The organism is Desulfoluna sp. CLI2B, assembly GCF_056847375.1.
Window position 1 is genome coordinate 2,468,971 of sequence record NZ_CP186557.1, and the last position, 19,734, is coordinate 2,488,704.

Sequence of the window (19,734 nt, forward strand, 5' to 3'; positions counted from 1 at the left end):
GGCGCCGCACCCATGGTGCTGCGCCCGCTTTGAGCATGCCCGAAGCATCGGCAAACCAGACACATCCGGTCCGCCGTCAAACCACCGTCTAAATCCCCATATTCGAAAAAAAGGTACACAGGGCGTTGACCGCCGACACCAGCCTGGGGTGCGAGGCCTCCAGCCCCTCCACCGAGGCCATGAGCCCCTCGGATGAAATGGAGACCAGCTTGGGATCGGGGCTCTTCCGCACCACCTCATGGGTGGTGAGCCCGGTGAATCCGGCGATACTCTCCGCCTCTTCCCGGTTGCTCTCCGCAAGGATCTTCACCTCGCCCTTGAGTGTCTCCAAGAGCTTCTGGAGTTCCTCTCGCCTGACCGGATCCATCTGATCCGCAGACTCAAGGAGAGCCTCAATACGCTTCATGGTGCTTTCAATCATGGTGTGCCTCCTTGTCGGGCACGTCCCCCGGACACGCCACAGTAACCGGCCGTCATGGCCTTATTGGCCGTTGACCGTGAAGTATCCGGTTTGGCCCGCCCATCAATCGGATACGTACGAAGAGTGATCCTCGACATACCCGGTGATCACTTTAAGATCCATGGACTCCAGGACCTGGACCGCCTTGGCCTTGTCCCGCCCGTGCACACGGATCACCAGCTGATAGACCCCCTCGAGCCCTTTCTCCGGCCAGGTGATCAGGCTCGCAATATTGATGTTCTCGTCACGCAGCCGACTGGTGATGTCGGCGATCATGCCCAGGCGGTTCCTCACCAGCACGATGAGCCGCTCGTTCTCTTCCCCCAGCCCGATGGCGTCCATGAGCACCCCCATGACATCCGTCTTGGTGACGATTCCCACGGGACGCCCCTCCTTCATCACGGGCAGCGAGCTGATCTCGTTTTCGCGAATCACAAGGGCGGCGTCTTCCACCGGGGTCCCCGGTGTCACGGTGATCACGTTTTTCACCATGATCATCCCCACCGTCACCTGGTCCAGGAGGTAATTGAGTTCATGGGTGCTGAAGGTGGTTGCCGGCGAGGCCAGGTTGGCCTTGACGTCCCTGTCCGACAGGATCCCTTTGAGATTGCCCGCATCATCAAGAACGACCAGGTGCTCGATATGATGTTCCTTAAGCAGGTCCATCGCCTGTTTGATGGTGGTTTCAGGCTTAACCGTAATCAGGTTGGTGTGCATGATTCTGCCAACGTACATAATAACTGCTCCCTCGTGATAAAGAATGGATTTTCAAGGAAACACGCCCGCGCCATTCCTAAAAGGCGCGCATCCTCTCCAAGCCTGCCATTGCTGATCTACACATCAATATAAGTAATACAAATCTTATTTTTAATCTACTAAAACCAAACAAATCGAGTCAACAGACCGTCATCATGGAAAAATACGGACAACGGCGCCTGCATCCCCCGAGAGCATTGACAACAGGTTCCCGAGGCCATCCGTTTCACGGATGATAGGGAATCATAATTCCCGTTTTTTCAAGCCTATGCCATGCCCATGGACCTGTCAAGTAAAACTCTGTAAATACAAAAGAAACCACCTGAAATACTTAAGGATATTCTCACCAGAAACTCCGATGTTTCACGTAATTGCAATTGACTTTTACGCAAAGGTTATATTATGAAAAAAGATTACTGACTCGTCCCCACAATATCTCTCATTAAGAAAATACAAGGGTGACGATTTGGTGTTGTTTTGCAAATTTAATTCGGTTTTTCACTCAATTCCAATCAAAAGGGAGACTCATGAAACGGTTTCGTATTTCTTTAACCGCTACGGTATTGTCGGTATTGTTCGCGCTGTGTCTCACAGCTGGCCAGGTCTTTGCGGCTGACACCATCAAGCTCGGAGTCGCAGGCGCTCACAGTGGGGACCTCGCCTCCTACGGTCTTCCCACAGTCAACGCCGCCCGCTTTGTTGTCGCCGATATCAACGCCGCAGGTGGCGTCCTCGGAAAGCAGGTTGAGCTGATCACCGAAGACGACGTCTGCAAGCCCGAAGTGGCCGCAAGTACCGCCACCAAACTTGTCACCAGCAACGTGGATATCGTCCTCGGCCACATCTGCAGCGGCGCCACCAAGGCAGCCCTGGGCATCTACAACGGTGCCGGTCTTGTCTGCATCTCCCCGTCCGCCACCGCTCCGGACCTCACCGTAAGCGGCGACTACCCCAACTTCTTCCGTACCATCGCCCATGACAAGGTCCAGGCCGAACTCCAGGTCAAATTCGTCATCGAAACCCTGGGCGCCAAAAAAATCGCCATCCTCCACGACAAGGGCGACTACGGCAAAGGCGCGGCCCTGCTGGCCAAAGAATTTGTGGAGGCCAGCCCCAAGGCCGAGGTGGTTCTCTTTGAAGGCGTCACCTCCGGGTCGGTCAGCTTCGGCCCCATTGTCCAGAAGGTGAAGCGCTCCCGCGCCGATGTTGTCATCTGGGGCGGCTACCACTCCGACGCCTCCAAGATCATCCGCCAGATGAACAAAAAGAAGGTAAAATCCCTGTTTGTGGGCGCCGACGGCCTCAAGGACGAGACCTTCATCAAGGTGGCCGGTAAAGATGCCGAAGGCGTCTACGTTTCCGGCCCCATGGACTACTCCAAGAACCCCCTTGCCATCAAAGCCAAGGAGCAGCACCTGAAGGCCTTCGGCGAAGACCCCGGTGCCTTCTACCTGGAAGCGTACGCCGCCACCCTGGCCATCCTCAATGCCGTTGAAAAAGCCGGTTCCACGGACTACGACGCCATCGTCAAGGCCCTGAGAACCGAAGATGTGGACACCCCCCTGGGCAAGATCCGTTTCGACGAAAAGGGCGACCCCATCGGCGTGGGCTTCACCATGTACCGGGTTCAGGGCGGCAAATTTGTCGAGCTGAACTAAGACCGGCCCCTAATGCCTGACCGCAACATCAAACAGGGGCGGGCCCGTAAAGGGACCGCCCCGAAAGCAGGACCGGCCACGTTAGGGCCGTTGGAGACGGACATATGGATCTGGAGTATTTTCTGGAACTCTTTCTGGGAGGCCTGGTGAAGGGCAGTATCTACGCCCTCATCGCCCTGGGGTACACCATGGTGTACGGCATCATCGAATTGATCAACTTTGCCCACGGCGAAATCTACATGCTGGGGGCCTACACCGCCCTTATCGTCGCCAGCGTCCTGACGGTCCTGGGCTTTCCGCACCTGGCCATCGTTATCATGGCGGGGCTGGCGGCCATCATCTGGGCCTCCGCCTACGGCTTCACCGTGGAAAAGGTGGCCTACAAGCCCCTGAGGAAAGCCCCAAGGCTCTCCCCCCTCATCAGCGCCATCGGTATGTCCATCTTTCTCCAGAACTACGTGCTTCTGGCCCAGACCGACAAGTTTCTCCCCTTTCCCGAACTGATTCCTGAATTCGACTTCTGGGAACCCTACTCCCATATCATCGGGTCCCCCTCCCTTGTGATCCTCATCTCCACCGTGGTGATCATGATGCTTCTGACCTACATCATCAAATACACCACCATGGGCAAGGCCATGAGGGCCACGGCCCAGGACCGCACCATGGCCATGCTGGTGGGCATCTCCGTGAACAAGGTGATCTCCTTTACCTTTGTTATCGGCTCCAGCCTGGCCGCCATCGGCGGTGTGCTGGTGGCCTCCCAGATGGGACAGATCAACTTTTACATCGGTTTCATGGCGGGCATCAAAGCCTTCACCGCAGCCGTCCTCGGAGGCATCGGCAGCATCCCCGGAGCCGTGCTCGGGGGGCTTGTCCTCGGCATGACCGAGAGCCTGGCCACCGGCTACATCTCCAGCGATTATGAAGATGTCTTCGCCTTTGCCCTGCTGGTCCTGATTCTCATCTTCAGGCCTGCCGGTCTCCTCGGGCGCAACACCACCCAGAAGGTTTGATCGGGTGCGGCTCGCCCCCGGTCGGGCCGTCCTTCGGAACCGCAACCATGGATACAGGACCCAGGATGTTCAAGTTATCTGAAATAAAAAAATCGTTTGTCGTCGCCCTCTGGTTTATCTTTCTCACCTTTCCCATCATGGTGATCAAGGTAAACACCATTGAAAACGCCATCACCTGGCGATGGCGCAACATGTTCATGATCGGTATCGGGAGCTTTGTGGTCTCCCTGATTTGGCGCTACCTCCAGGAAAGCCAGGCCGCCGGCAAGAGCCCCCTCTCCCTGCTCACCGGCAACCGCCTTGCAAAGCGCATGGCAAAGGCCCCCCTCTCGGACCGCCCCACGAAGGACGGAGTCATCCGGGAGTCCAACCCCATGATCCAGCGCACCTTCTACGGGCTCCTGGTGGTGGCGGCCCTCCTCTTTCCCTTTGTGAACCAGTACCAGACCACCATCCTCACCACGGCCCTCATGTACGTGATCCTGGGCCTCGGCCTCAACATCGCCGTGGGCCTGGCTGGGCTCCTTCACCTGGGGTACGTGGCTTTTTACGCGGTGGGAGCCTACACCTACGCCCTTTTGAACATGCACTTCGGCATCGGCTTCTGGGCCGCCCTTCCCCTGGGCGGGATCCTGGCCACCGTCTTCGGCATCGCCCTGGGCATCCCGGTACTGCGCCTGCGGGGAGACTACCTGGCCATCGTCACCCTGGGCTTCGGGGAGATGACCCGCATCACCCTGGAAAACTGGGACGCCCTCACCCACGGCCCCAGCGGCATCGCCCAGATCCCCAAACCCGGCCTTTTGGGCATGGAGCTCACCACCCAGCAGGGCATCATGTACGTCTACTACCTGGCCGTGGGCCTGGCCGCCCTGACGGTCTTTGCCACCTACAGGCTCCAGAACTCCCGCATCGGCAGGGCGCTCATGGCCATGCGCGAAGACGAGATCGCCTCCCAGGCCATGGGCATCAACATCACCCGCACCAAGCTCACCGCCTTTGCCTTAAGCGCCTTTTTCGCGGGAATGGCCGGGGTTCTGTTTGCCGCCAAGACAGGCTTCATCAACCCCCAGAGCTTCACCTTCATGGAGTCTGCCATCATCCTGTCCATCGTGGTCCTGGGGGGCATGGGGTCCATTCTGGGGGTCATCATCGGCGCCCTGATCCTCATCCTCCTGCCCGAGTACCTGCGGGAGGTGGGCAACTACCGCATGCTGCTCTTCGGCGCCAGCATGGTGGTGATGATGATCTTCCGCCCCCAGGGAATCATCGCCAACGTACGCAAGATTTACAAGATCGACAGGGGAGGACGGAACTAGCATGGCCACCGAAAAAATACTGGACGTCAAACAGCTCACCATGGACTTCGGAGGCCTCCGCGCCCTGAACCATGTGGACCTGACCATCGAAAAAGGCGAAATCGTCGCCCTCATCGGCCCCAACGGGGCGGGGAAGACCACCTTCTTCAACTGCGTGACGGGCATCTACACACCCACCGGCGGAGACGTGTTCCTGGGGGACGGCACCCGTCACCCCACCCGCATCAACGGCATCAAGCCCAACCGCATTGCCGCCCTCGGCATGACCCGGACCTTCCAGAACATCCGTCTCTTCCAGAACATGACGGTGCTGGAAAACGTCATGATCGGACGGCATATCCGGACCCGGTCCGGCATCTTCAGCGCCCTGACCCGAACCCCTTCGGCCCGCCGGGAAGAAAAACAGATCACCGACGACGCCTACGGGCTCCTTGAAAAGGTGGACCTGGCGGATTGGGCCGATGAGTTTGCCAAAAACCTGCCCTACGGAGCCCAGCGGCGCCTGGAGATTGCCCGGGCCATGGCCACGGACCCCGTCCTTCTGCTCCTGGACGAGCCCGCCGCCGGCATGAACCCCCAGGAGACCCAGGAGCTCGACACCCTGATCCGAAAAATCCGGGATGAAGAGGAGATCACCATCCTCCTCATCGAGCACGACATGAAGCTGGTCATGAACCTCTCCGAACGCATCTACGTCATGGACTACGGAAGCAGGATCGCCACCGGCACCCCCATGGAGATCAAGAACAACCCCGCCGTTATCAAGGCATATCTCGGAGAAGAGGTGGTCGATGCTTAAGATCAGCAACATCAACACGTTTTACGGAAACATCCAGGCCTTGAAGGACCTCTCCATCGAGATCAACGAGGGAGAAATCATCACCCTCATCGGCGCCAACGGGGCCGGCAAGACCACCACCCTCATGTCCATCTCCGGTGTGGTGCCCCCCCGATCCGGGGAGATTACCTTTGACGGGGTCCCCATCCACGCCATGAGCCCGGAAAAAATCGTCAAGATGGGCCTCTGCCAGGTGCCCGAAGGGCGACGCATCTTCCCCCAGCTGAGCATCCTGGAAAACCTCGACATGGGCGCTTATCTCCGGGAGGACAAAACCGGGGTCCGGCAGGACCTTGAGTACGTCATGGACCTCTTCCCCATCCTCAAGGAGCGGCGCCACCAGGCAGGCGGCACCCTTTCGGGGGGCGAACAGCAGATGCTGGCCATCTCACGGGCCCTCATGGCCCGGCCGCGCCTCCTGCTGCTGGACGAGCCTTCCCTGGGCCTGGCTCCCCTGATCATCCGCCAGATCTTTGACATCATCACCCGCATCAACAAAGAGAGCGGCACCACCATCTTCCTTGTGGAACAGAACGCCAACCTGGCCCTGAAATCTGCCCACCGCGGCTATGTCATGGAAAACGGCGCCGTGACCCTTTCGGACACCGCTGAAAACCTCCTGGCCAATGAAGAGGTAAAAAAGGCGTACCTCGGTATCTGATACGCCTTCCCCCCTCCTTTAAAAAATACGAAGGGGCGTCTCCACCGTGCTTGCCGGTGGAAACGCCCCTTTGGTTTGTTCTTCCATACCTCTCCTCCGCTACTGGATGGACACCACCTCTTTCACTGCGATGACATGATCGATCTGGGCCCTGGAGGCCTCATTGAGGGCCAGGAACCGCACCTTGCACAGGCGCTTGCTTGATTTTCCAGGCCCCCGCTCATCCAAAGGGGTATCCGAGATCACTTTAAAGGGAAGGTTGTCCGCCAGGAACCCCCGACCCGTCACCACGATTTCCGCGCTTGAGAGGAGCCCCTGCTCCAGGGGCGGCTCGCCGAAATAAAAAAAGCTCATGGATTCATGACTGATGGAGAGCACCTGACAAATCTGAGGTGCCTTTTCAGGAATCACCGCGTACACGCCGTCGGAAAGCCACGCCAACCCGCGGGGCGCCCTTTTGTCACACAGCTCACCCTGAAGTGCTTTTTCAGCTTTCTGACGCATGAGGCATCGATGGCACATGGTGACATCCAGACGACGTTCCTTTTGCTCCAACATAATAGACCTCCATGATCTGTACATTACTGATTTCAGGTGAGATGAGGCGAAGATCGCTGAAGTGTCAAACCCGGCCGATCCGCTGAGGAGGTTGCAAAAATCACTGTTGACAGGAGTCTTCGGGTATCAGAGGATGGGATTTTCCGAACAGACCGCGTTCTTTGCCGTAACGTGTGTTTACTTCGACGTGGGGTCCATAATATTTTGGAGGTGATGCTTTGTCTATAGATACACCTTATCATTTTCATGGGCATTCCCCCCGAAGGAACGTTGCATCATACAAAATCCCGGGACAATCCCACGTACCTGCCCCTTTTTTATCCAGGAGAAACCCCCAGGGTTTCTGTTTTCATGTGGGAACAATCAGGAAAAAGCCCCGGAAAAAGCGATATGGGCCGCAACCTGACTCCATTGCCCGGATTCAGGCCCCGAGCACCCCTGACGCCAACCCATGAAAGGGCCCCTGCCATGCGTATCGTTTCCGACAACTTTCAGCTTATCAACCCGATGCTCCAGGATGCTGTGGCCCGAAAAGACACCTCGGCCATGGAAGCCGTCATCCATGGGCTCCTGTCCACCGGGGCCCACGCCATCGACCTGAACATCGGCCCCCTGGCCAGGCGCAACCCTGCGGTGGTTCCCTACCTCATCGATGTGCTGCGGGGCATCACGCCGTTGCCCCTGTTCATCGACTCCCCCCATGCGGAGCCCGCGCGCCAGGCCCTGGAGACGGGCCACCCGGACATCCACATCAACGGGTTTTCCCTCCAGCCCCACCGCCTGGCCGCGTTTCTCCCCCTGATGGCCCGGCATGAACAGGCCCGTTTTGTGGGATACCTGCTCACGGAAACCGGGGCGGTCCCCACAGAACCCGACGGACGGCTCCATGTGGCAGCCCACCTCTTCACGGCCGTTGCCGAGGCAGGCACAGACCTCCTGGACCGGCTCATCGTGGACCCGGTGGTAGTGCCCCTGCTCTGGGACGAAGGGGCATTCCAGGCCCTGGAGGTGATCCGCACCCTGCGAGCCCTTGAGGAACTTGCCGGACGGCCCGTCCAAAGCATGGCCGGGCTCTCCAACCTCACCAGCGGCAAGGTTCCCGTGGACAAGCGCAAAACCATGGAACACACCTACATCCCCCTGCTGGCCGAAGCCGGGCTGGATTACATCCTCATGAACACCAACCGGAAGGAAAGCGTTCGCGCGGTCCACGCCGCCGACCTCCTCACCGGCGGCCTCCCCTTCTCCTGGGAAGCCCTGAAATAAAAAAACGCCGTGGAGCCTTTCTCCACGGCGTTTTTTATGTGTGTCAAACAGTCTTGCCCTTTACGGCTCGGTGGGCTCTTCATCCCCATCGTCGCAGCCAGGCTCGGAGAGATCCTTCAGGCGCAGGACAATGTCGGCCACGGTGGCTCCTTTGCCCTTGGGGTGCACCAGCATGGGGTTGATATCCAGCTCCCGGATCTCCGGGTGATCGGTCACCATCCGCGCCACCCGGGCCAGGCATTTTTCGATCTCCTCGATATCGGCAACGGGCTTGCCCCTGAACCCGGTGAGCAGGGGATAGGCCCGAATGCTCTTGATCATGCGACGCGCCGTGTTGCGACCAAAGGGGGCCACACGAAAGACCACGTCCTTGAAGAGCTCCACAAAGATCCCGCCGAAACCAAACATCACCATGGGGCCGAACTGCTCATCCTGCTTGGTACCGATGATCACCTCTTCCCCTGCCATGGCCATCTGCTGAACCAGGACCCCCCGAATGCGGGCGTCTTCCTTGTAGGCTTCGGCACACGCAAGGATATCGGCGTAGGCGGCCTCCACCTCGGCGGGCTCGCGGATCCCCACCCGGACCCCTTTGGCGTCGGATTTATGGATGATATCGGGTGAAACAATCTTCATCACCACGGGGTACCCGATGCGCCGAGCGATGTCCACGGCCTCCGACGACGAGGTGGCGATCTCCATATCCAGGGTCCTGAGTCCGTAGCATTGAAGGATACTGCTCCCCTCGTACTCGCCCAGGAGGGTATCTCCGTTGTCCAGGTGCCCCCGGATAAGGGCCCGGGCCCGCTCCTCATCGACCTCCAGCTTGTACTGGGGAAGGACCCGCCGACTCAGCCAGCAATGGGCAAGATAAAGCTTTCCCAGCACCTTGGCCGCGTTTTCGGGGAAATCGTACACCGGCACCCCGGCCTTCTGGAGGATCTTCACCCCGGGGGAGACGTCCACGACCCCCATAAAGGCACAGGTGATGGGTTTCAAGGTCCGACGCGAAATCTCGGAGATGGCCGTGGCCGTGCCGATGGCATCGGTCATGGACTGGGGGGTCAGGATGATGAGGGCGCCGTCCACCCCTTCGTCGCTGATCACCGTGGTCAAGGCGTTTTCGTAACGGTCCCGGGCGGCGTCCCCGATGACGTCCACCGGGTTGTTGAAGTTGGCCGTGGGTGGCAGGTGGCGCTTGAGTTCTTCCACGGTCTCTTCGCTGAACACGGCAAGGTTCATGCCCGCGTTTTCCGTCATGTCCGTGGCGATGATCCCCGGCCCCCCCGCATTGGTGACGATGGCGATGTTCCGCCCGGTGGGGTACTTCCTCGGAGAGAACCCCTGGGCCAGGTCAAACAGCTCGTTCACCGACTCGCAGCGGATGATGCCGGCTTCTGCAAACAGCGCGTCGTATACCGCGTCCGTTCCGGCCAAAGAGCCGGTATGGGACGCCGCGGCGGCTGCACCGGCCACCGAGCGCCCGGACTTGATCACCAGCACAGGGGTGGGGTTGTCCCCTGAGGTGATCTCCTTGGCCACGTCGATGAACTCCTTGCCCTTGCGCCCGAGCTCCTCCATATAAATCATGATCACGTGGGTCTCCGGATCGGCGTGGTAATACCGAAGCAGGTCCAGCTCATCCACGTCGGCCTTGTTTCCGATGGAGACAAACTTGGAGAAGCCGAAGCCGCGATCCGCCGCAAAGTCAAGGACCGCCGTGCAGAGGGCCCCGCTCTGGGAGATAAAGGAGATGTTGCCTTTGGAGGGCATGCGCGCAGAGAAGCTGGCGTTAAGAGACACGGTGGGCGACGGGTTGATCACCCCCAGGCAGTTGGGCCCCACGATGCGGATCCCCGCCTCCTTGCAGATGACCTTGATCTTCTCCTCGATCTCCAGGCCTTCCCCCCCGACTTCCTTGAAGCCCGCCGAAATGATCACCACCCCTTTGACTTTTTTGATCACGCACTGCTCAATGGCCTTCAGGGCAGCCGGCGGGGGCAGGATGATCAGGGCCAGGTCGATGGGGTCGGGGATGGAGAGGATCGACTCGTAGCAGCGAACGCTCAGGATGGATTTGGCTTTGGGGTTCACCGGGTAGAGGGTGCCTTGGAACCCCCCGTGCAGGATATTGCTGAAGATGTCGTGGCCCACCTTTCCCTTGGTGGTAGACGTGCCGAGAACGGCAATGGATTGAGGTGAAAAGATGGCGTCCAGACTGTGTCCCATGGGTCGACCTCCTTGGCTGTGGGTTGATGTCAAATCGGCAGAAACCTTTGAGCATCAAAGCAACGACAACCACCTAGGCATTCCGGCCCCTTTCCCTTCCGGCGCAGGACAAAAAAACACCTTGCAGGTGGCGAGAAAACAAGGAAACGCAAAATCTTCGTTTGCAGTAAACCCCATTTTGAAGGATCATGTCAAACAGTTCCCCTTCAAGGGACTCCGAACACACGAAAAAAACAAAAACGGAGCTGCCCTGAAGCGGCTCCGTCCCCTTTTTTCGTCAACATCCCGTCAACATATAAAAAAACTACCAGCTCCACCCCACGGAGAGCTGGGCCGCATACCGACGGTCCTCTTTCTGGCCTCCGGTGACACCGACCTCCTCTCCGTAGGTGGCCGCATCAAGCCGCAAAAAGGAAACATCCACGGTCACCCCGGCTGTGTAATACCCCTGGGAAAGCCCGGCCCGGAGGGTCAGCAGAATGGGAAATACGAGTTCGGCCCCCATGTGAAGCTTCTTCTCCGTGGAACCGTCTCCGGTGAGGTTGTCCGTGATGTCGTGGTAATCAAAGGCCTCGGTAAGGGAAAACCCGAAAAACCGCTGGGTAAAGGCAACCCCTGCATTGAACTGAGACTCCTGGTCCCGGGCCTCGCCGAAATCCATCTCCCGGAGGTTGATGCCCGCAACGCCCAGGCTGACGTCGGTCACCCCTTCAATCTCCCTGCGCCAGATCATACCCAGGTCAAAGGAGGCATCACTCCCGTCCACCTGGTCGTCGTCAAGGGTGTCCTCAAAATCTCCGTCGGCTATATCCAGGGCCGTATAGGTCTCCATGATGCTGCTGCGGTTCAAGGCCGTCACGCCCACCCCGAGGCTCAGGCCCGGCACATGGGGAAGCTCATAGCCCGCACCGGCCTTGCCACCGTAATCGATATCGGAGACGATTCGGAGCTCCGGATAGACCGGGTTGCGAATGGTCAAATCCGCCGCGGCCCTGCCAATCCCTGCCACCATCACGCCCACGCTGCCCAGGCGAAACCCCGCATGAATATCCGCCCCCAGGGTGATGTGATGGTTCTCCCCCACGTACTTTCGCAACAATTCGGTGACCTCGATGACATCGTCCTGATCGATGTCGTCGTAATCGCTGTACAGGTCAAAGGTATCCTCGGAGGCGACCACCATGGGGTTGAGGATCCCCAGGCTTCCTCCCCGGAGCCTGCTCAGGCCGGCGGGGTTGTAGTCCAAAGCGTTCCGGTCGTCGGCCACGGCCGTAAAGGCCCCGCCCATGCCCAGGGGCCGCACGCCCATGAGAACCGACCGATACGGCTCGCACCTTCCGGTGGCCGCTGGAAAAAGAAGCAGGACAGCAACAAGAAGGTATCGTACTGTGTACACAGGGTTTCCCATGGGTCTCTCCGTGTGCATGCCGGTTTCGGGGTCTACTCCCCCAGGGTGTTGACATAGTCGATCAACTCGATAAAGGAGACATCCCCGTCTCCGCCTGTATCGATCTCTCCAAGGAACGCCTCGAACTCCCTTCCCAGAACGTTTCCCGGCCCAAGGGCCGCTGCGGCCAGTGAGACAAAGCCGACATCCCGGTTAATCTGCGCAAGCTCCTCCGGCGTGATACGCAAGGTGACAAAGTCCCCGGCAACCAGCCCCCTGGCCTCTTTTATCCAGGCCTCGGTGAGTCCCACGAAATCGGGGGGCGTAAAGCGGTCCCCGAAGTTGCGGCAAAAAATCTGGCCGAGGATCAGCACCGCATCGGTGAGCCCGTAGATCCCCAGCTTGGCCTTGCCGTAGTCGCTCAAACCGGATGTCCCCCCAGAAGACCCAATGAGCGCGGTGATGGCCTGATCCATAATCGAGAGCTTCGCACCGATCTCGGAACAGGCCAGAAGCCCCACGTCTCCTTGGCCCAGCATCCTGCCGAACTGATCGATGGTGCCGCCGCCATCAGCCGCACCGCTGTATATCGCTATACTGTCGACGCCTGCCTTTCCCGCGTAGGCCGTGGAGAGAGTCTCCAGCACCTCCCCGGTCTGCTCCAGACCAGTAAGAATGGCGATGGCCGTGTCATAGTCGCCGTCGTCAACGGCAATCCTGGCATCTTCGAGACGGGCCTCGTAGCTGTCGCCGTCATCGCAGCCCGTGCCAAGGAATGCCAGAAACAGGGCACAGGCCAGAACTGCCGCGAGAGCCCCCACAACGCATGAACCGAAACGGTTTGATTGCATCGTCCCTCCCGTGACTCAAATCCTGCCGGGTTGCAACGCATCACGGGGCGAATTCCAGAACCCACCGCCGGTCATGCGCCGAAATGTCTGTGTATGTAAGTCTTATAAGGTAAAGGGGCATGAAACCCAGTCCGCAGGTATTGGGGATCCCTGCTCAGGACGCAGGCTGCCACGGGCCGGGGAAACAGGCCCAGGTGGAGACTCGGGACGCTCATGATAAAGGGGAGGTCGAATCGGTTGATTCTCAGGGGAGGTGTCGCATGCTGTATCGCATGTCCGTGTTTTTCATTATCGGGGAGAAGGGCCGTAAAGGCAAGGTTTTCCATGACGATGACGCCTGCCTCTCACAACCCCATGGGAGGGAGACCGCAGAAACGCCCTTGGTTCCATCCGCGCGCTTTCCTGTTCTCCGAAAAACGCGCGGATGTATATTAACGTATTCTTATATGGTGGACCACCTTGCTCGGTATGCGTTCTTACCAGCTCCAGCCCATGGAGATCTGGGCCACATACCGTCGGTCCTCTTTCTGCCCGGCGTAGGCCCCCATCTCTTCTCCGTAGGTGGCCACATCAACACGCAGCACCTTGAAATCCAGGGTGGCACCGGCCGTGTAGTACCCCTGGGAGAGACCGCCCCTTAAGGCCAGGAGCATGGGGAACTTCAACTCAGCCCCCATATGAAGTTTCTTCTCCGTGGAGTCGTCTTCGGCGAGGTTGTCTGTGATGTCGTGGTAGTCAAAGGCCTCGGTCAGGGTGCACCCGAAAAAACTCTGGGTAAAGGCCACCCCGGCGTTGTACTGGGTTTTCTGGTCCCGTGCCTCCCCAAAGTCCATCTCCTTGATGTTGATTCCCGCAAGACCAAGGCTCACACGGGTCAACCCTTCAATTTCGCTGCTCCAGATCATGCCCAGGTCAAAGGAGGCATCGTTGCCGTCCTTCTGGTCGTCTTCCAGGGTATCTTCAAAATCATCGTCTGCAATGTCCACGGCCGTGTACACCTCGTCGATGCTTTTCCGGCTCAGGGCCTTCACCCCCACGCCGATACTCAGCCCCGGTACCATGGCCAGTTCATAGCCAATCCCCACCTGGCCGCCGTAGTCGATGTCCGAGGTAAGGTGCAGTTCCGGGTAGGTGGGGTTTCGAATGGCCATGTCCGCATAACCCCGGCCGACGCCCGCCACCATCACTCCGGCGTTGCCCATGCGAAACCCCGCATACAGGTCGGCAGCCAGTTTCACGTGGTGGTTCTCCCCCACGTATTTCCTCAGCAGCTCGGTCACTTCAGCCGTGTCGTTCTCATCGATGTCGTCAAAATCATTGTAGAGGTCATAGCTGTCCTCGGAAGCCTCCACCAGGGGGTTGAGGATGCCCATGCCGAAATTCCGTGCCCGGCTCAGCCCTGCCGGGTTGTAGTCGATGGCGTTTTGATCATCGGCCACGGCGGTAAAAGCACCGCCCATGCCCAGGGGGCGCGCGCCCATGTTCATGGAGCGGTAGGGTTCGGTCCAGCCCGAGGAGGCCAGAAGAAGAACAGCTGCCACCAAAATAGACATTTTTCCATACATCTTTAAAACCATCATCATCTCCGTTGTGCCTGGGGCCCTTATTAAATCGTGTTGAGGTACGTCACAAATTCCGTTGCGCTGACATAGCCGTCGCTGCTGGTGTCGATCTCTTTCAAAAACGCATCAAACTCTTCGCCCAGGTCGTTGTTCTCAATGCCGGTGCCCAGGGCCGTAATCCCTGCTTCAACGGCATCTAAGTCCCCGTTGATCAGAACCATGGGATCCACACCGTCCCCCAGGGCCAGACCTGTGATGTCCGCTTCGACAAATCCCCCCCCCAGGGCCCGGATGGCCTCTTCGGTGAGGGTCACATCTTTGTCGCCATCCTTTGACGAGATCATTTTTCCCATCACCAGCACAATGTCGGTGAATCCGTAGATGGCAAGCTTGACCTTGCCGTCGTCATCGAGGTTGGCCGCCACACCTCCCACGGAGTCCAGGAGGATGGACTTGGCAAGGTCGATTTCAGAAAGCTTGGTTGATATGTCCGCAGCAGTGAGGATGTCGTCCTCTCCGGTCCCCAGCATTTTGCCGATGAGATCGATGCTCCCGTCCCCCGAGCCCCCGTCGTCCACCTGCTTCAGAATTTCAAAGGTGTCGATGCCTGCGAGCCCCGCATGGGCGGATGCCAGGACCTGGAGAACATCGGTCCCCACCATTCCGTCCAGCAGAGAGATCGCTTTGCTGTAATTGCCGCCGTCAATGGCCATCCGCGCCTCTTCCAGCTTCGATTCATGGCTCGACTCATCATCACACCCCACGGTGAAGGCACAAAAAAACAATAGACAGAAAAGCACCATTGCCACGCGCAACGGTGCCGCCGATTTACCGATGTTCACAGAATTCATAGTTCCCCTCAATAACGACTCAAAACGGTTCAACACCTGGGTGGCCCAAAGCAGGCGACACCCGCTGCATCGTCACACAACAGCGACCCGAAGACGCTGTTCAGCCCGCCCAGCGACGCTACCCACCGGGGAACAGACCTGTTTGCTGACGATATATTTCCTATTCGTCACACCAAGGAGCATTCTTTAGATATAGGATGACTTAAAATCAGATTTTAAACTAGGGACAGACAACAAGGTGGGCAAATCATGGAAAGGAAAATGGCGGCTCAGCACAAAAAAAAGCCCCGCATGTTTCCATGCGGGGCCCGGATAAACTACGGTCAGGTATGGGGCTCAGTATTGCGGAGGCTCAAGGCCTCTCAGCCCAAGCATCGTCTCCAGGGATGCCACCCGTTCGTCCATCTCAATGAGGTAGGTCTCAAGCATATCGATATACTCTGCAAGCTTGCGTGATATGTGATATTCTTCTTCCTTGGAAGCCAGACGATTCATCCGATCCTCCATCGCCTTTCGTTCTCTTTGGTCCAAACCGGGCATCTCTTCCTCCCCCCTTACCTTTTAAAACGATTAAACCTCTGCCGACATGCAAATTACCACTCACCTCGCATCATATGAGATATTGAACGTCCCGTATATAAGTTAATACCATTAAAAATCCGGGAGAATTCCCCACGTCTCCCCGGGACCGTCAACACCAAAGAATTGCAGACATATCATGACAATCATCCATCGTTCCCTCAGCTTGACTCTTGTGGTAAAACAACCTGCCAGACAACATACCGACACAGAAGCATATAGAGTCATATCCTTCTGCATCCATAGAAATGTAAAACGTCATCGATGCTTAGACACCGCTCCCCCGGCGCCCACCCGGATATTCCTGTGGACCTTTGCCCTGTGCCTGCACTATGATGTGCCCAACAAATGAACCACCTGCGGGGAGAATTATGCCGTTTATCGCCGATCTTCATATTCATTCTAAGTACTCACGGGCCACATCACGGGACCTTGACCTTGAAACCCTATACCGCCACGCCCGCCTCAAGGGCATCGACCTTCTCGGCACCGGTGATTTCACGCACCCGGCCTGGATGGCCGACATCGAGGAGAAACTTGTCCCCACCGGTGGCGGCCTTTTTACCTTAAGGCCCGACCTGGCCGAGGCATCCGCCGAGGGCCTGTCCCCTTCTGTTTCCGGGGAGCTCCACTACATGCTCTCCGCTGAGATCAGCTGCATCTACAAAAAAGACGGGGCCACCCGAAAAAACCACAACCTCGTTTTTTTCCCGAGCATCGACTCGGCCAAAGCCTTCAACAAAAAACTCGACGCCATCGGAAACATCACCTCGGACGGCCGACCGATCCTGGGCCTCGACGCCCGAGACCTCCTGGAAATCGTCCTTGAAACCGACGATTCCGGCGTCCTCATCCCTGCCCACATCTGGACCCCCTGGTTCTCTATGCTGGGGTCCAAATCCGGCTTTGACTCGGTGTCGGCCTGTTTCGGAGACCTGAGCGATCACATCTTTGCCGGTGAAACCGGCCTCTCCTCGGACCCACCCATGAACCGCCGAGTCTCCATGCTGGACGGCATCACCCTCATCTCCAACTCCGATGCCCATTCACCGGCCAAGCTGGCCCGGGAGGCCAACCTTTTTGACACGGAGCTCTCCTACGACGCCATCTTCCATGCCCTGAAGACCGAAGGAAACCCCGGCTTTGAGGGGACCCTGGAATTTTTCCCCGAAGAGGGAAAGTACCACATGGACGGCCACCGCAAATGCGGGGTAAGCCTGGATCCCCAGGAGTCGGTGGCCCTGGGAGACCTGTGCCCGGTATGCGGCAAACCCCTGACCCTGGGCGTGCTGCACCGGGTCCTCGCGCTGGCCGACCGGTCCGAAGAGGAGGCGGAGACCGTTTCCCCCCGCTACCCTGGGTTTGAGAGCCTCATTCCTTTGGAGGAAATTCTCTCGGAGATCTTCTCCGTGGGCCCAAAATCCAAAAAGGTCCAGACACAGCTCTCGGGCCTCATCACCAAGCTGGGCCCTGAGCTTGCCATTCTGCGGGATCGCTCCCGCGACGAGCTTTCCGAATCAGGTATTCCCCTCCTCGGCGAGGCCATCATGCGTGTCCGCCAGCGCCGGGTGGTACTCGAAGGCGGATTCGACGGGGAGTACGGGGTGGTCAAAGTCTTTTCAGAAGACGACAAGGCCGAGCTTCCCGGCCAGACACTTCTCTTTCAGGTCCCCAAAGCGCCCCCTGCGGATCGCATTCGCGATGCAGGGCCATCTGAGAAACCGGTGCCACCGGCCGTAAAAAAAAACGACACCGTTCCTGAGCCTCCAGCACCTCCCGCCAAAGGGCTAAACGCCTTGCAGGATGAAGCCGTGAACCATCCCCCGGGCCCCCTTCTCATCGTGGCAGGGCCGGGGACAGGCAAAACCCACACCATCACCCGGCGCATCGCACGCCTGGTTGAAAACGGCATCGACCCGGCCTCCATCCTTGCCATCACCTTTACCAACCGCGCCGCCGAGGAGATGGCCGAGCGCCTCCGGGGACACATTGGCCACAGCATCCCCCTGGCCTGTACCTTCCACGCCCTGGCCCTGGACCTGTTGAACCAACGGGAAAAAACACCCGTGGCCATCGCCGACGACACCGCCAGGAACCGGCTGCTGAAGGAGGCGCTCCTTGTCTCTCTGTCTGCGGAAGAGCGCAAGGCCATGCGTCCCGGCCACCTGAGTCGACTCATCGAACGGGCGCGCCAGCAGCTCATCTCACCGGACGACGACCTCTCCAGAATCACGGAGATCCATGCAGATCTTTTCCGGCGCTGCTACAGCGCCTACGAACAGCTCCTGAAGCGAAACGGCCTCATGGATTTCGAAGGCCTGATTTTCCGACTTGTCCGGACACTGGAAGAAGACACCGACTTCCGATGCGAGCTCACCCGGCGGTTTGCGCATATCTTCATCGACGAATACCAGGACCTGAACCATGCCCAGTATCGCCTCACCCAGCTGCTGGCCCCCCAAGGCCACGCCATCTGCGTCATCGGTGACCCGGACCAGGCCATTTACGGATTCCGGGGCTCTTCGGCCCACTACTTCCACCGGTTCCTTTCGGATCAGCCCGACGCAACCCGGATCACCCTGACCCAGAACTACCGATCCAGCAAAACCATCCTGGCGGCATCGGGGAGTATCCTGGGACAACAAGTCGTCTACATCGACGGCGCCAGGCACATCACCATCCTCCCCTGCCGCAGCGGCGAGGAGGAGGCCGTTGCCATCGGAAAACAGGTCGAACAGCTCATCGGGGGCATGGGATTCCACTCCATGGATTTCGGCGGGGCCACCTACAACGACACAGACCTGAGTTTCGGAGACATGGCGATCCTCACCCGCACCCATGCCCACGGCGTGGAAATCGCTGCCAAGCTTACGGCGGCGGGAATCCCCTGTGCCGTCACAGCCAAAGGAGGCGCCTTCGACCACCCCGTCATGCATCGCTTCATCGCCGCCGTGAAGCTTGCCACGGACTGCGGAAGCCTCATGGATCTGGAGACCGCTCTTCCCCTGTTCACCGACAAGGCCGTGACCTTCCCCCTCTACCCCCCTGTCTCCAAGGACGGAACGCAGCTGAGCATGGCAGATCTCATCGCCAACCCTTACCTGCTCACCGACACCTGGTGCAGCGACCGGGAGGCGATGGTGGACGCCCTGGGAGCGATCCTGAAGCTTCGGATGGCCTGCGAAAGCCAGGCACCCGCCGTGCAGATCCGCTGCCTGCTTCCGATTTTTTTGCTGTTGCTGCGGAGTGCCAAAAAGACGAGGGGCTGGCTGACGCCCTCACAGCCCTCTTGGACCGGGCCGAGGCCTTTGAATCCCGGGGTTCCACGGCCCGGTTTCTCGCCCAGGCCGCCCTGGTAAAGGAGCAGGACACCCTTGCCGTCAAGGCTGAAAAAGTGAGCATCCTCACCCTTCACGCATCCAAGGGCCTTGAGTTTCCTGTGGTCTTCATCGCAGGATGTGAAGCTGGGAACCTTCCCTTTGAACCTGCGTACGGAGAGCCCGGTGACCCCGAGGAAGAGCGCCGCCTCTTTTACGTGGGCATGACCCGTGCCAAAGACCGCCTCTTCCTGACCCACGCTGCCAGGCGCCTCCGCTTCGGCGAACCCGTGGAGTGCGCCCCTTCCCCCTACCTGGCCGACATCGAAGAACACCTGAAACAGAGCCAACAACGCACCCTCCCCCAAAAAAAGGCCCAGGGCCCGGTGCAGATGTCCCTGTTCTAAACAGCCCCCAAAAACGCAAAAA

At 58.8% G+C, this 19,734-nt stretch carries 17 protein-coding genes; 8 read left to right on the forward strand and 9 right to left on the reverse strand.

Features of this window, described 5'->3' with window-relative positions; translation table 11 throughout:
- Positions 1 to 88: 88 nt before the first annotated feature.
- A complete protein-coding gene (locus tag ACOYW2_RS11720) occupies positions 89 to 421 on the reverse strand; it encodes a hypothetical protein (RefSeq protein WP_482416184.1) in 333 nt (110 codons plus the stop codon).
- 102 nt (positions 422 to 523) lie between these two features.
- Entirely contained in the window at positions 524 to 1,195 is a 672-nt protein-coding gene (locus ACOYW2_RS11725; RefSeq protein ID WP_482416183.1) for a CBS and ACT domain-containing protein, read from the reverse strand.
- A gap of 548 nt (positions 1,196 to 1,743) precedes the next feature.
- Between ACOYW2_RS11725 and ACOYW2_RS11730 the strand changes: the two genes are divergently transcribed.
- The 5 genes from ACOYW2_RS11730 to ACOYW2_RS11750 all read left to right on the forward strand — a co-directional run bounded on the left by ACOYW2_RS11730 (position 1,744) and on the right by ACOYW2_RS11750 (position 6,705).
- Positions 1,744 to 2,874, forward strand: a complete 1,131-nt coding sequence (locus ACOYW2_RS11730) for a branched-chain amino acid ABC transporter substrate-binding protein (RefSeq protein ID WP_482770514.1) — start codon at positions 1,744 to 1,746, stop codon at positions 2,872 to 2,874.
- A 104-nt stretch (positions 2,875 to 2,978) separates the two neighbouring features.
- Entirely contained in the window at positions 2,979 to 3,887 is a 909-nt protein-coding gene (locus tag ACOYW2_RS11735; RefSeq protein ID WP_482423070.1) for a branched-chain amino acid ABC transporter permease, read from the forward strand.
- Between the two features lie 65 nt (positions 3,888 to 3,952).
- Positions 3,953 to 5,206: an ABC transporter permease subunit gene (locus tag ACOYW2_RS11740; RefSeq protein WP_482416180.1), complete on the forward strand. Its 1,254-nt coding sequence runs from the start codon at positions 3,953 to 3,955 to the stop codon at positions 5,204 to 5,206.
- A gap of 1 nt (position 5,207) precedes the next feature.
- The gene (locus tag ACOYW2_RS11745) at positions 5,208 to 6,005 is read left to right on the forward strand and encodes an ABC transporter ATP-binding protein (protein ID WP_482423071.1); all 798 of its coding nucleotides are present in this window, start codon (positions 5,208 to 5,210) and stop codon (positions 6,003 to 6,005) included.
- On the forward strand, positions 5,998 to 6,705 hold the full coding sequence (locus tag ACOYW2_RS11750) for an ABC transporter ATP-binding protein (RefSeq protein ID WP_180144692.1): 708 nt from the start codon (positions 5,998 to 6,000) through the stop codon (positions 6,703 to 6,705). Before ACOYW2_RS11745 ends, ACOYW2_RS11750 begins: the two co-directional genes overlap by 8 nt.
- 99 nt (positions 6,706 to 6,804) lie before the next feature.
- Here the strand turns inward: ACOYW2_RS11750 and ACOYW2_RS11755 are convergent, their stop codons facing one another.
- Positions 6,805 to 7,263, reverse strand: a complete 459-nt coding sequence (locus ACOYW2_RS11755) for a hypothetical protein (RefSeq protein ID WP_482416177.1) — start codon at positions 7,261 to 7,263, stop codon at positions 6,805 to 6,807.
- Between the two features lie 468 nt (positions 7,264 to 7,731).
- On the opposite strand from ACOYW2_RS11755, the gene ACOYW2_RS11760 reads away from it, so the two are divergent.
- Positions 7,732 to 8,529 carry a pterin-binding domain-containing protein gene (locus ACOYW2_RS11760; RefSeq protein ID WP_482770515.1) on the forward strand — a complete coding sequence of 266 codons (798 nt, stop codon included), beginning with the start codon at positions 7,732 to 7,734 and terminating at the stop codon, positions 8,527 to 8,529.
- Positions 8,530 to 8,589: 60 nt separating this feature from the next.
- Here the strand turns inward: ACOYW2_RS11760 and ACOYW2_RS11765 are convergent, their stop codons facing one another.
- From ACOYW2_RS11765 to ACOYW2_RS11790, 6 genes are all read right to left on the reverse strand, one after another.
- The gene (locus ACOYW2_RS11765) at positions 8,590 to 10,758 is read right to left on the reverse strand and encodes an acetate--CoA ligase family protein (protein ID WP_482770516.1); all 2,169 of its coding nucleotides are present in this window, start codon (positions 10,756 to 10,758) and stop codon (positions 8,590 to 8,592) included.
- Positions 10,759 to 11,062: 304 nt separating this feature from the next.
- Positions 11,063 to 12,166: a hypothetical protein gene (locus ACOYW2_RS11770; protein WP_482770517.1), complete on the reverse strand. Its 1,104-nt coding sequence runs from the start codon at positions 12,164 to 12,166 to the stop codon at positions 11,063 to 11,065.
- Positions 12,167 to 12,198: 32 nt separating this feature from the next.
- Positions 12,199 to 12,996, reverse strand: coding sequence for a hypothetical protein (locus ACOYW2_RS11775; RefSeq protein ID WP_482770518.1), 798 nt, complete (start codon positions 12,994 to 12,996; stop codon positions 12,199 to 12,201).
- 476 nt (positions 12,997 to 13,472) lie between these two features.
- Positions 13,473 to 14,549: a conjugal transfer protein TraF gene (gene traF, locus ACOYW2_RS11780; RefSeq protein WP_482416172.1), complete on the reverse strand. Its 1,077-nt coding sequence runs from the start codon at positions 14,547 to 14,549 to the stop codon at positions 13,473 to 13,475.
- A 53-nt stretch (positions 14,550 to 14,602) separates the two neighbouring features.
- Positions 14,603 to 15,409: a hypothetical protein gene (locus ACOYW2_RS11785; protein WP_482770519.1), complete on the reverse strand. Its 807-nt coding sequence runs from the start codon at positions 15,407 to 15,409 to the stop codon at positions 14,603 to 14,605.
- 336 nt (positions 15,410 to 15,745) lie between these two features.
- Positions 15,746 to 15,949 (reverse strand): hypothetical protein, encoded by a 204-nt coding sequence (locus ACOYW2_RS11790; RefSeq protein WP_482770520.1) that lies wholly within the window; start codon positions 15,947 to 15,949, stop codon positions 15,746 to 15,748.
- Between the two features lie 410 nt (positions 15,950 to 16,359).
- Here ACOYW2_RS11790 and ACOYW2_RS11795 point away from each other — a divergent pair, with 410 nt between their 5' ends.
- Positions 16,360 to 19,347 carry a UvrD-helicase domain-containing protein gene (locus ACOYW2_RS11795; RefSeq protein WP_482770521.1) on the forward strand — a complete coding sequence of 996 codons (2,988 nt, stop codon included), beginning with the start codon at positions 16,360 to 16,362 and terminating at the stop codon, positions 19,345 to 19,347.
- Positions 19,278 to 19,712 (forward strand): 3'-5' exonuclease, encoded by a 435-nt coding sequence (locus ACOYW2_RS11800; RefSeq protein WP_482770522.1) that lies wholly within the window; start codon positions 19,278 to 19,280, stop codon positions 19,710 to 19,712. Before ACOYW2_RS11795 ends, ACOYW2_RS11800 begins: the two co-directional genes overlap by 70 nt.
- Positions 19,713 to 19,734 lie beyond the last annotated feature (22 nt).